The organism is Nonomuraea rhizosphaerae, assembly GCF_019396405.1.
Lineage (GTDB): Bacteria > Actinomycetota > Actinomycetes > Streptosporangiales > Streptosporangiaceae > Nonomuraea > Nonomuraea rhizosphaerae.
The window spans coordinates 1-11,516 of record NZ_JAHKRL010000206.1; the positions used below are offsets into that span (position 1 = coordinate 1).

Below are 11,516 nucleotides of genomic sequence, written 5' to 3' on the forward strand. Positions count from 1 at the left end.
GGCCGGGCCGTGCTCGACGCGGCGGCCGACGCCGGCAACCGGTGGATCTTCCCCGACACCGCCGAGGCCCCCTGGAACGGCGTGCGCTGGGTCGCCGTGGCGGGCGTCATGGACCCCACCCACGCCATGGACGTCACCGGCGTCGTGGAGCGCGGCGTGGCCTCGCTGCTGGAGCACCGCGCCTACATCGAGGCCCTGACGGACGAGGAGCCGCAGGCGTACGTCAGGTCGCTGGTCGAGCAGCTCACCTCACAGTGGGCGGAGCGGTTCGGCGGCCGGCCCTGCATTCCATTCCGACTATTTACCCGCTAACGCGGATATTTGGGGATAAGGGACCCTTCGGTTGACATAATGCCGAAACGCTGGTGACGGTTGGTTCCTGTTGCTACCGTTGCGTGCCCTGTGGTGATCACCCCCACAGGAAGCTCCACCGACCGGGCACTCCATGCCCCAACGCCCGGCCCAACTCCCCATCGAAAGGGATCTTCCTCATGGCAAAGTCATGGATCGTGGCTGTATTACTGTGCTTCTTCCTCGGCGCGCTCGGCGTCCACCGCTTCTACGTGGGCAAGGTCGGCACCGGCATCCTGCAGCTCATCACGCTCGGCGGGCTGGGCGTGTGGGTGCTGATCGACTTCATCATGATCCTCATCGGTAACTTCACCGACAAGCAGGGTCAGCCGCTCGCCAAGTAGCAGCAGCACGGAAAGGGGTACGGCGCCCCAACGCCGTACCCCTTTCGTATGCCCGGAGGGCTGGTCAGACCTGTACGCGGCGCTCCACGGCGCTGACGATCTCGGCGATCGCCTCCTCCACCGGCACCCCGTTCTTCTGCTCGCCGTCGCGGTAGCGGAAGGAGACGGCGCCGTTGGCGATGTCGTCGTCACCGGCCAGCAGCATGAAGGGGACCTTCGCCTTCTGCGCGTTGCGGATCTTCTTCTGCATCCGGTCGTCGGCCGCGTCGACCTCGACCCTGATGCCGCGCTCGCGCAGCTTCTTGGCCACGTCCTGGAGGTAGGGCACGTGCGCGTCGGCGATCGGGATGCCGACGGCCTGCACGGGGGCCAGCCACGGAGGGAAGGCGCCCGCGTAGTGCTCGACCAGCACGCCGAAGAAGCGCTCGATCGAGCCGAACAGCGCCCGGTGGATCATGACGGGCTGCTTGCGGGTGCCGTCGGCCGCCTGGTACTCCAGCTCGAACAGCTCCGGCAGGTTGAAGTCGAGCTGGATCGTCGACATCTGCCAGGTGCGGCCGATCGCGTCACGGACCTGGACGGAGATCTTGGGCCCGTAGAAGGCCGCGCCGCCCGGGTCGAGCACCAGCTCCAGGCGCTCGGCCTCGGCGACCTCGCGCAGCGTCTCGGTCGCCTCCTCCCACGCCTCGTCGGCGCCGACGAACTTGGCCGGGTCCTTGGTCGACAGCTCCAGGTAGAAGTCCTCAAGACCGTAGTCGCGCAGCAGGTCGAGGACGAAGCGCAGCAGCGAGGTCAGCTCGTCGCGCATCTCCTCGCGGGTGCAGTAGATGTGGGCGTCGTCCTGCGTCAGGCCGCGCACCCGGGTCAGCCCGTGGACCACGCCGGACTTCTCGTAGCGGTAGACGGTGCCGAACTCGAACAGCCGCAGCGGCAGCTCCCGGTAGGAGCGCCCGCGCGCCCTGAAGATCAGGTTGTGCATCGGGCAGTTCATCGGCTTGAGGTAGTAGCGCGCCCCTTCGAGCTCCATGGGCGGGAACATCCCGTCGCGGTACCAGTCGAGGTGTCCCGAGACCTGGTAGAGCTTCTCCTTGGTGATGTGAGGCGTGTTGACGAACTCGTAGCCCGCCTCCTCGTGCTTGCGCCGCGAGTAGTCCTCCATCACGCGGCGGATCACGCCGCCCTTGGGGTGGAAGACCGCCAGGCCGGAGCCCAGCTCGTCGGGGAAGGAGAACAGGTCGAGCTCGGCGCCCAGCTTGCGGTGGTCGCGCTTCTCGGCCTCCTCCAGCATCCTGAGGTAGTCGTCCTGCTTGTCGCGGGACTCCCAGGCGGTGCCGTAGATGCGCTGGAGCTGCGGGTTCTTCTCGCTGCCGCGCCAGTAGGCGCCGCCGGAGCGCATGAGCTTGAACGCGGGGATGGACCGGGTGGAGGGCACGTGCGGCCCGCGGCACAGGTCCTTCCAGCGCAGCTCGCCGGTCTTGGCGTCGAGGTTGTCGTAGATCGTCAGCTGACCGGCGCCGACCTCCACGCTCTCCTCGTCCTCGGCCCCGCCCTTGAGCCCGATCAGCTCCAGCTTGTACGGCTCGTCCGCCAGCTCGGCGCGGGCCTCGTCGTCGGAGACGGGCCGCCTGGAGAAGAGCTGCCCCTGCTTGACGATCTCGCGCATGCGCTTCTCGACCCGCTTGAGGTCGTCGGGGTGGAAGGCCTCGCGCACGTCGAAGTCGTAGTAGAACCCGTTGTCGACGGGCGGCCCGATGCCCAGCTTGGCCTCGGGGAACAGCTCCTGCACGGCCTGCGCCATGACATGGGCCGTGGAGTGGCGGACGATGGCCCGGCCCTCGTCGCTGGAGACTTCGATCGGCTCGACGAGGTCGCCCTCGGCGACCTGATGGGCCAGGTCGCGCGGCTCGCCGTTGACCCTGGCGGCGATGACCGTGCGGCCGTCGGCCTCCAGCGCGTCGCCGGCCGTCGTGCCGGCCGCGACCACACGCTCGGCTCCGGCGAGGGTGATGCGTAGCTCGGCTGACACGGTGGCTCCCTTGGATAGCGCTGTCGATGGTGAACACCGATGCTATCGCCTGTGAAACCCCAGCCTTGTCAGGTCTTCCCTGCTGCCGTGGAACACGTTGCGGTCCAGCGGGCTGTTGGAGTACTGGTGGATCGTCCAGTCCCGCCAGGGCCTGGGCACCAGCGGCCGGCCGCGCGGCTTCTCCGGGCTGGCGATCCACAGCGGGTACTCGCCGAGCCCGGCGCAGTTTCCGGCGCGGGCGAACCACTGGAAGGTGTAGACGAACGGGCGCACGCCGCCGTGCCGCTCGACGTAGCGGCACCAGCGGCGGGCGTGCCGGGCGACCTGCTCGGGCCGCAGCCCGTCGCTGGTCTCCAGGTCGAGCGCGACCAGGTCGCCGCGGCGCAGCCCGCCCGCCGACCTGATCGCCCGCAGGAAGTGGTGGGCGTGCTCGGCCGGGTCGCCCTTGGGGTGCGCGTAGTGGTAGGCCCCGCAGACGATCCAGCTCTCCCGCATGCCCTGCCAGTTACGGGCGAAGAACTTGTCGGTGTAGCCGCCGCCCTCGGTCGCCTTGGCGAAGGCGAACGACACCCCCGCCTCGGCGTGGTCGGACCAGTCGACGGAGCCCTGCCAGTTGGACACGTCTATGCCATGCAGCAAGCGCTTCACCTTGCGGGAGTTTATGCGGCCCCCTGCCGGCCGCCCGCTCCGACGCGCCGGTCAGAGCAGCGTCTTGAGGAAGGCCAGGGTCCGCTCCCTATTGGAGAACGTGGACGCGGCGAACTCGGTCACCCCGGCCTTGGCCAGCGCGTCGATCTGGGCCCCCACGCTCTCCTCGTCGCCGACGATGGCCACGTCGCCGGGGCCTTCGGCGCCTTCCCTGTCCAGCATGGCCCGGTACGAGGGCAGCTGCCCGTACACGGCGAAGATCTCGTTGGCCCGCGCCTTGGCGGCCTCGACGTCGTCGGTCACGCACACCGGCAGCCCGCACACGACACGCGGCGCGGGGCGGCCCGCCTCGCTCGCGGCGGCCGCGATGGTGGGCGCGATGTGGTCGGCGACGGTCCTCGGGCCGGTCATCCACAGGACGGTGCCGTCGGCGACGGTCCCGGCCAGCTTGAGCATGCGCGGGCCGAGCGCCGCGACGAGCACCTGCGGGCCGGCGCCGGGCGTGCTGAGGCGCACGTGGGCCTTGAGCGTCTCGCCGTCGTAGTCGACCTGCTCGCCGCGGGTGGCGGGCATGAGGATGTTCAGGTACTCCTTCATGTGCCTGGCCGGGCGCTCGAAGCTGTAGCCGAACATGTTCTCGATCACGATCTGGTGCGACAGGCCGATGCCGAGCGTCAGCCGCCCGCCGACCGCGGCGTTGACCGTCATGGCCTGCTGGGCCAGCGCGGCCGGATGGCGCGGGTACGTGGGCACGACCGCGGTGCCGAGCTCGATGCCGGGGACCTGGCTCCCGGCGACCGCCAGCGCGGTCAGCGCGTCGAGGCCGAAGATGTGCGACAACCAGGCGGAGGCGAAGCCGTCGTCGGCCGCCCGGGCGATCTGGTCACGCAGCCCCGCCAGGGGGTCGGTGTTGTTCGATTCGTTCAGGAGCAGTCCGAGACGCATGAAACCGAACTCCATTCTGGTGGCTGACGCGAGTCTAGCCGACCGGTTCCCGGCGGCCACTCGTAAAGTGGCCCCATGACCCACGAACGCGCAGGCACGCCCGCACAGCCCGGCGATCTGGTGGACCTCGCCCGCCTGGTGACCGCCTACTACGCACTCCACCCGGATCCGGGTGAGGTGGGGCAGCGGGTGGCGTTCGGGACCTCCGGGCATCGTGGCTCGTCGCTGAACACCGCGTTCAACGAGGATCACATCCTCGCCACCAGCCAGGCGATCTGCGAGTACCGGCGCGCGGAGGGCACGGACGGGCCGCTGTTCCTGGGCATCGACACGCACGCGCTGTCGGAGCCCGCGCGGGTGTCGGCGCTGGAGGTGTTCGCGGCGAACGAGGTGCGCGTGCTGATCGACAGCCGCGACGGCTACACGCCGACCCCGGCGGTCTCGCACGCGATCCTGACCCACAACCGGGGCCGCGCGTCCGGCCTGGCCGACGGGGTGGTGATCACGCCGTCGCACAACCCGCCGGGCGACGGCGGCTTCAAGTACAACCCGCCGCACGGCGGGCCGGCCGACACCGACGCCACCGGGTGGATCCAGGACCGGGCCAACCAGCTCCTGGCGGACGGGCTCAAGGGCGTCTCGCGCGTGCCGTACTCCAGGGCGCTGCGGGCGGGGACCACCGGGCGCTACGACTTCCTCGGCGCGTACGTGGACGACCTGCCGTCGGTGCTCGACCTCGACGCGATCAGGTCGGCGGGGGTGCGGATCGGGGCGGACCCGCTGGGCGGGGCGAGCGTGGCGTACTGGGGGGAGATCGCCGAGCGGCACCGGCTGGACCTGACCGTGGTCAACCCGCTGGTCGACCCGGCGTGGCGGTTCATGACGCTCGACTGGGACGGCAGGATCCGGATGGACTGCTCGTCGCCGTACGCGATGGCCTCGCTCATCGACAACCGCGACAAGTACGACATCTCCACCGGGAACGACGCCGACGCCGACCGGCACGGCGTCGTCACCCCCGACGGCGGCCTGATGAACCCCAACCACTACCTCGCCGTGGCGATCTCCTACCTGTACGAGCACCGCTCCGGCTGGCCCGCCGGCGCGGGGGTCGGCAAGACGATGGTCAGCAGCGCGATCATCGACCGGGTGACCGGGTCGCTCGGGCGGCGGCTCTACGAGGTGCCCGTCGGGTTCAAGTGGTTCGTGCCGGGGCTGCTGGACGGGTCGCTCGGGTTCGGCGGCGAGGAGAGCGCCGGGGCCTCGTTCCTGCGGCGTGACGGGTCGGCCTGGACGACGGACAAGGACGGGATCATCCTGGCGCTGCTGGCGGCGGAGATCCTCGCGGTCACGGGGCGCTCGCCGTCCGCGCACTACCGGGACCTGACGTCGCGGTACGGGGAGCCCGCCTACGCCCGGGTGGACGCGCCCGCCTCGCGCGAGGAGAAGGCGGTGCTGGGCAAGCTGTCGGCCGGCCAGGTGACGGCGTCGTCGCTGGCCGGGGAGCCGATCACGGCGGTGCAGACGTCCGCGCCGGGCAACGGGGCCGGCCTGGGCGGGGTGAAGGTGTCGACGGAGAGCGCCTGGTTCGCGGCGCGACCGTCGGGGACCGAGGACGTGTACAAGATCTACGCCGAGTCGTTCAAGGGCGCCGAGCACCTGGGCGAGGTGCAGCGGGAGGCCCGCGCGCTGGTGTCGGCCGCGCTGGGCTGAGCGTTCCCGCGCTGGGCTGAGCGTTCCCGCGCAGGGCCGAGGACTCCCGCGCAGGGCCGAGGGCTCCTGAGGCGGCGGAGCCGTCAGGTGAGTTCGGGGGTGGCCGTGGCGGGCACGCCCGTGCGGGCGAGGTCGGCGCGGCGGCCGGCCTCGACGCCGTCCCGGTAGCCGGTGCCGCTGGTGCGGGGGACCGTGGTGCGGACGCGCGGGTAGCAGGCCGCGACCGCGCGCTCGACCTCGGCCTGACGGTCGGCCAGGACGAGGGCGGTGCCGGCGGTGGGCGCCTCATCGCCGGCGCGGGCCTCGGCCCGGCTCAGGAGCCGGTACACCTCGTCGGTGAAGCCGAGCATCCAGGAGCGGCGGTAGGCGCGCACGGCGCCCCCGGGCGGACGGACGCGGGCCAGCCCGGAGGCCATCTGGAGCAGCAGCGAGGTGGCCAGCAGGTCGGCGCGGTCGAGGTCGGCGGCGAAGCCGAACACGTGCACCCGCTGCCCGCCGTCGCCGCGCCCGATGAGCAGCGGGCGGCAGCGGACGGCCTGGGCGACGAGACTGACCAGGCGGGCCTTCTCCCTGGCCCACGGGTCAGGGAGGGTCACGATCCGGTCGCCGGGCCGTTGGCGCACCTCGGCGGGGCCGAGGGAGTCGATGCCGTACTTGGCCATGAGCGAGGCCGCGGCCGCCATGAACGTGGCCCGCTCGTGCTCGTTGTCGGTCCGTTCGGCCTTGGCCAGGAGCTTCCTGACCCGCTCAAGCGTGCGCTCGCTCAACGACTCCCCTCGGATCCCGCCTCCCGTGAGAGAGCGCCGTCGCTCTGGAGGAGGAGCGCCGGGAGCGCAGCGACCAGAGCGACGAGGGAAGAGCGGCGGATCCCAGCGATCGAGCCTGCCTCACGAAGTGAGGCCATTGGACGCCAGGATGCGGCCGTCGTCGGCGATGACCGGGAAGGCGCCGGTGTCCACGATGCCATGCTGCTGGAAGAGGGCCTCGATGAGCGCGTGCGCCTCGGGCTCCAGCTTCCACAGGGCGCGGTACTGGCGGGCGGTGGCCAGGGAGAGGCCGGTCTCCTGGGCGATGTCCACCGTACGCGGGACGATGCCCTTGGCGATCTGCCGGTCCCAGTAGTCGCGGGCCAGGCGCATCATGGCGGCCCGCTGGGCGGTGTCGACGACCTGCGGCGTGGCGTCGAACACCTGCACGTCCTCGTCCTCCTCGCGCACCAGCTCGGCGAGCGCGGGCGGCAGGGCGGGGCGGGCGGGCACGGGGTGCTGCTCGGGCTCGGGCTCCCAGGGTACGCGCGGGTCGGCGTCGATGAGCGCGCTGGTGTTGTACAGGGCGGCGATCTGGGCCAGCAACGCCTCCTGGCGGCCCTGGTCGACGGCCAGGCCGGTGTGCTCGACGGCCTGGTCCATGGCCTTGTCGAGCCTGGCCAGCGCGACGCGCATCTTGCGCTCGGAGGCGCCGTTCTCGCGCAGGGCCTTGGCCCGCTTGGCGGCCAGGGCGACGCGGGTGAGCCTGCGGTGGGCGTCCACCTCGCTGGCGGTGCGGTCGCTGACCTCGGCCAGCCCGACCCGTACGAGCAGCCGCTCGGGGGTCAGCCGCCAGTTGATGCGGCCGGTGCCGCGGATGCGGTGGCGCTCGATGGCCATGCCGCGTTCCCACAGCCAGGCGGCGACCAGCGGCGCGGCGAGACGGAAGACCGCCTCGGGCAGGCTGCGCGCGTCCATGCTGGACAGCACGGCGGTCAGGCAGGTCAGCGCCCACACGGCGATGCCGTCGATGCCCGCGGAGAAGTTCTCGCGCATGTTGCGGCGGGCCCGCACGGCGGAGGTGATGATGGCGACCTCGATGAACGCGAACAGCAGCAGCCGCAGCGGCCCGTCGAGGCCGAGGACGTCACCGGAGAAGCGCCACATGCCCTGGGCGGAGACGCCGGTCGCGATGGACGCGGCCACCACGGTCAGGACGTCCTCGATGGGGCGTGGGGCGATGTAGCGCTCGAACAGCCAGGCGACAGCCCGCCAGGCGATCCGGAGCACCAGGTAGGCGAGCACCAGCCCGGCCAGGCCGAGCAGCGCGATGACCGCCGTTGCGAACGGCTTTTCGGCGACGAAGGCAGCTATTTCCTCGAATGTCGGCATCAGTCACTATCCGTGAGGCTCAAACTCCGCTTATAGCGAGATCATCGCAGAACGTGGCGTTCCTGTACGCCAAACCACCTCTGCTGACCCGCTTCGCCCACCTTTATCACAAACCTCCCCCGGCACAGGAGACCTCGCGTTCAGGGAAGTGGTGGCGCACAATGGATGCGACAGTGCGAGGGACGCCGCAGGAAGCCCGAGGAGGCTTCGTGAGCAAGCGATCGCGCAGGGCGCGCGTACTCACCAGTGGAGCGCCGGGCCGGCTGCCGGGGTTCGGGCCCGGCGAGCCGCACGCCCCGGACGACGACTTCCCCTTCGACGACCCCGGGGGGCGGGAGGGCGGGGTGCGCGAGCCGCGCCGGCCCAGGCCGACGCTGCCGTCCCTGGTCGAGCGGGCGCCGCTGCCCGAGCCCGAGGTGTGGGCGCACGACCGTACGGTGCCGCCGCCCGGCGAGGTCACCAGGTCCCTGGCGCGTGGCTGAATCAGCGGACGGGCCGGGGATGAGGCAGGCTGGATTGTGGCCGGATCGCATCCATCCGGTGGGACCATCTATGTAGGGATTTATCCCAACATAGTGTGATGTATCCCAGCAGGACGGATTTCGATGTCTGACTCAGAGTTCCCGCTCGTCCAGTTCATGCGCGAGGGCTTCGACCCGGTGGCCGAGCTCGCCCGCATCCGCACCGAGCAGCCGGTCTTCCCGATGGAGATCCCGGGTGGCCAGACGGTGTACCTGGTGACCCGCTACGAGGACGTGCGAGCCGTGCTGGCCGACCACGAACGGTTCAGCAACGACTTCGGCAACGTGATCGGTCTCGGCTCCAACCAGGAGGATCCCGGCGGCCTGGGGTTCCGCGATCCCCCGGAGCACACGAGGCTGCGCAAGTACCTGACGCCGGAGTTCACCGTCCGCCGCCTGCGCAGGATGGAGCCGCGCATCGAGGTCCTGGTCGAGGAGTACCTCGACAAGATGGAGGCCAAGGGGTCGCCGGTCGACCTGGTGGAGTCGTTCGCGCTGCCGATCCCGTCCCTCGTGGTGTGCGAGCTGCTGGGCGTGCCGTACGAGGAGCGGGCCGACTTCCTGAAGATCAGCACGAACCGCTTCGACTTCACCGCCGGGCCCGAGGCGTCGCTGCAGGCGATCAACGACGCGATGGCGTACCTGACGGACCTGGTGGCGCGCGAGCGCGAGAACCCCGGCGAGGGGCTGCTCGGCCAGCTGCTCCGCGACCACGGCGACGACCTGGACGACCGTACGCTGGCCAGCATGGCCGACGGGCTGCTGACCGGCGGCCACGACACGAGCACCAGCATGCTCTCGCTCGGCACGCTGTGGCTGCTGAACAACCCGGAGCAGGCCGACCGGGTCCGCGCCGACGACTCCTACACCGAGCAGGTCGTCGAGGAGCTGCTGCGCTACATGACGGTGGTGCAGGTCGCCTTCCCGCGCTTCGCCCGCGAGGACCTGGAGCTGCTCGGCCAGAAGATCAACAAGGGCGAGCTGGTCCTGTGCTCGCTCACCGCCGCCAACCGCGACCCCGCCCTGGGCGAGGGCATGGACGAGGTACGGCCGGAGCGGCCGGTCGCGGGCACCCATCTGGCGTTCGGGCACGGCATCCACCGCTGCATCGGGGCGCCGCTGGCGCAGATGGAGATGCGCATCGCCTTCCCGGCGCTGCTGCGGCGCTTCCCGGGGCTGCGGGTGGCCGATGAGGTGCCGTTCAGGAAGCTCGCCATCGTCTATGGCGTGGAGAAGCTACCGGTCGCCTGGTAGAGCGGTTACGTTCGCAGGTGTGAACGAGCCTGTGATCGACCTGACCGAGATCGGCGCCGTCGTGTTCGACACCGACGGCGTGGTCACCGACACCGCTCGGGGGCACGCGGCCGCCTGGAAGCACGTCTTCGACGCGTTCCTGCGCGGCCGCTCGGCGCCATTCGACATCCGCGACGACTACCTGCGGCACGTGGACGGCCGGCCGCGCCTCGACGGCATCCGTACGTTCCTGGACTCGCGCGGCATCACGCTGCCCGAGGGCGCGCCGGACGACGAGCCGGGGACGCCGACCGTGCACGGGCTGGGCCTGGCCAAGGACCAGCTGTTCATGACACAGGTGGAAAAGTACGGGGTGGCCGCCTTCCCCTCGACGGTGGCACTGCTGCACGAGCTGCGCCGCAGGGGCGCGCGTACGGCGGCCGTCTCCGCCAGCCTGCACGGCCGCAAGCTGGTGACCTCCGCCGGGGTGACGCACCTGTTCGACCTGCTGGTGGACGGCAACGACGCGGCCCTGATGAACCTGCCCGGCAAGCCGGACCCGGCGCTGTTCCTGGAGGCGATCCGCCGCCTGGCGCTGCCCGCCGCCAGGGCGGGGGTGGTGGAGGCCGCCCTGCCGGGGATCGAGGCGGGCCGCAAGGGCGGGTTCGGGCTGGTCGTCGCGGTGGACCGGCACGGCCTGCTCGCCTCGCAGGAGGCCCACGTCGTCGTGAGCGACCTCGGTGAGCTGGCGGTGCGCGGCAGGGTCCTACCCTTGACGTCGTGACGGTTCCATCATGACGGTGCTCATCGACCCGCCCGACTGGCCGGGGCCGCGCGGCCTGATGTGGTCGCACCTGGTCAGTGACAGCTCGCTGGAGGAGCTGCACGCGTTCGCGTCGCGCCTCGGCGTGCCCGAGCGGGCCTTCGACCGCGACCACTACGACGTGCCGGAGACGGTGCACGCGCGGGCGGTGGCGCTGGGCGCGCAGGCGGTCAGCTCGCGCGAGCTGCTGCGCCGGCTCATCGCGTCGGGGCTGCGCAAGCGCAAGCGCCGTTAGGAACGCGCTCAGTCCCCGTCCGCCAGCGACGCCAGCTCGGCCGTCATGTTGGCGCGGGCGCGTTCCTCCCACAGGGCGTGCGCCTCGTCCGTCCTGTAGAGCCTCGGCACGGCCAGCAGCCGGCGCAGGACGGCGGCCCTGCCCTGGCGGAACGCCGCGTCGGGCACGTGCGCGTACTCCTGCCTGATCTGCCCGGAATAAGCGTCGTAGCCGGGTGAGCCGAGCACCGCCAGGTCGGCGTCGCAGAGCACGGCGCCGTCGCGGTCGCCGGCGGCCAGCGTGTCGTGGGCGGCGGTGAGCCGGACCAGCCGGGCCACGCGGGCCACCCGCTCGGCGGGCACGCCGCAGCGCGGCAGCCGCGACTGGGCGAGCTGGGCGCTGCGCTCCTCGTCCCAGCCGGGCCGCCCGTCGTAGACGGCGTCGTGGAACCAGGCCGCCAGCCGCACCGCCGCCGGGTCCGAGGCGGCGGGGGCCAGCTCGTCCACGGCGGCCAGGACGGCGGCGAGGGGGGCGGGCGTGTGGTAGCGGCGGTGCGGCTC

13 protein-coding genes are annotated in these 11,516 nt (G+C 71.5%); 7 read left to right on the plus strand and 6 right to left on the minus strand.

Annotated elements, in window-relative coordinates; all coding sequences use genetic code 11:
* A partial coding sequence (locus tag KME77_RS10000; RefSeq protein WP_504739323.1) for a PIG-L deacetylase family protein occupies positions 1-312 on the plus strand: 312 nt, incomplete at its 5' end.
* A gap of 179 nt (positions 313-491) precedes the next feature.
* Positions 492-695 carry a TM2 domain-containing protein gene (locus KME77_RS10005; RefSeq protein ID WP_219464582.1) on the plus strand — a complete coding sequence of 68 codons (204 nt, stop codon included), beginning with the start codon at positions 492-494 and terminating at the stop codon, positions 693-695.
* Between the two features lie 64 nt (positions 696-759).
* Here the strand turns inward: KME77_RS10005 and thrS are convergent, their stop codons facing one another.
* Genes thrS through KME77_RS10020 form a run of 3 tightly spaced genes read right to left on the minus strand, consistent with a single transcriptional unit; the run spans position 760 to position 4,329 of the window.
* A complete protein-coding gene (thrS, locus tag KME77_RS10010; RefSeq protein WP_219464584.1) occupies positions 760-2,721 on the minus strand; it encodes a threonine--tRNA ligase in 1,962 nt (653 codons plus the stop codon).
* Between the two features lie 42 nt (positions 2,722-2,763).
* A complete protein-coding gene (locus KME77_RS10015) occupies positions 2,764-3,360 on the minus strand; it encodes a glycoside hydrolase family 25 protein (RefSeq protein ID WP_219464586.1) in 597 nt (198 codons plus the stop codon).
* Between the two features lie 60 nt (positions 3,361-3,420).
* Complete coding sequence (locus KME77_RS10020; protein WP_372451160.1) at positions 3,421-4,329, minus strand: LLM class F420-dependent oxidoreductase; 909 nt, start codon at positions 4,327-4,329, stop codon at positions 3,421-3,423.
* A 60-nt stretch (positions 4,330-4,389) separates the two neighbouring features.
* Here KME77_RS10020 and pgm point away from each other — a divergent pair, with 60 nt between their 5' ends.
* On the plus strand, positions 4,390-6,027 hold the full coding sequence (gene pgm / locus KME77_RS10025) for a phosphoglucomutase (alpha-D-glucose-1,6-bisphosphate-dependent) (RefSeq protein ID WP_219464604.1): 1,638 nt from the start codon (positions 4,390-4,392) through the stop codon (positions 6,025-6,027).
* Between the two features lie 83 nt (positions 6,028-6,110).
* On the opposite strand, the gene KME77_RS10030 is transcribed toward pgm, so the two are convergent.
* Together KME77_RS10030 and KME77_RS10035 are read right to left on the minus strand one after the other, a co-directional pair.
* The gene (locus tag KME77_RS10030) at positions 6,111-6,794 is read right to left on the minus strand and encodes a DUF2786 domain-containing protein (RefSeq protein ID WP_219464606.1); all 684 of its coding nucleotides are present in this window, start codon (positions 6,792-6,794) and stop codon (positions 6,111-6,113) included.
* A gap of 120 nt (positions 6,795-6,914) precedes the next feature.
* Complete coding sequence (locus KME77_RS10035; protein WP_219464609.1) at positions 6,915-8,165, minus strand: hypothetical protein; 1,251 nt, start codon at positions 8,163-8,165, stop codon at positions 6,915-6,917.
* Between the two features lie 209 nt (positions 8,166-8,374).
* Here KME77_RS10035 and KME77_RS10040 point away from each other — a divergent pair, with 209 nt between their 5' ends.
* The 4 genes from KME77_RS10040 to KME77_RS10055 all read left to right on the plus strand — a co-directional run bounded on the left by KME77_RS10040 (position 8,375) and on the right by KME77_RS10055 (position 10,977).
* Entirely contained in the window at positions 8,375-8,647 is a 273-nt protein-coding gene (locus KME77_RS10040; RefSeq protein WP_219464618.1) for a hypothetical protein, read from the plus strand.
* A gap of 123 nt (positions 8,648-8,770) precedes the next feature.
* Positions 8,771-9,940, plus strand: a complete 1,170-nt coding sequence (locus tag KME77_RS10045) for a cytochrome P450 (protein ID WP_219464627.1) — start codon at positions 8,771-8,773, stop codon at positions 9,938-9,940.
* A gap of 19 nt (positions 9,941-9,959) precedes the next feature.
* Positions 9,960-10,703, plus strand: a complete 744-nt coding sequence (locus KME77_RS10050; RefSeq protein WP_308250645.1) for an HAD family hydrolase — start codon at positions 9,960-9,962, stop codon at positions 10,701-10,703.
* 10 nt (positions 10,704-10,713) lie between these two features.
* A complete protein-coding gene (locus tag KME77_RS10055) occupies positions 10,714-10,977 on the plus strand; it encodes a DUF4031 domain-containing protein (protein WP_219464638.1) in 264 nt (87 codons plus the stop codon).
* Between the two features lie 8 nt (positions 10,978-10,985).
* Here KME77_RS10055 and KME77_RS10060 read toward each other — a convergent pair.
* A partial coding sequence (locus tag KME77_RS10060) for an HD domain-containing protein (protein ID WP_219464647.1) occupies positions 10,986-11,516 on the minus strand: 531 nt, incomplete at its 5' end.

What these genes read in the sequence shown, in the direction of transcription:
- KME77_RS10005 (WP_219464582.1), top strand. Translation starts at nt 492, where the DNA reads ATGGCAAAGTCATGGATCGTGGCTGTATTACTGTGCTTCTTCCTCGGC.
- KME77_RS10035 (WP_219464609.1), bottom strand. Translation starts at nt 8,165, where the DNA reads ATGCCGACATTCGAGGAAATAGCTGCCTTCGTCGCCGAAAAGCCGTTC.
- KME77_RS10045 (WP_219464627.1), top strand. Translation starts at nt 8,771, where the DNA reads ATGTCTGACTCAGAGTTCCCGCTCGTCCAGTTCATGCGCGAGGGCTTC.
- KME77_RS10055 (WP_219464638.1), top strand. Translation starts at nt 10,714, where the DNA reads ATGACGGTGCTCATCGACCCGCCCGACTGGCCGGGGCCGCGCGGCCTG.
- pgm (WP_219464604.1), top strand. Translation starts at nt 4,390, where the DNA reads ATGACCCACGAACGCGCAGGCACGCCCGCACAGCCCGGCGATCTGGTG.
- KME77_RS10020 (WP_372451160.1), bottom strand. Translation starts at nt 4,329, where the DNA reads ATGGAGTTCGGTTTCATGCGTCTCGGACTGCTCCTGAACGAATCGAAC.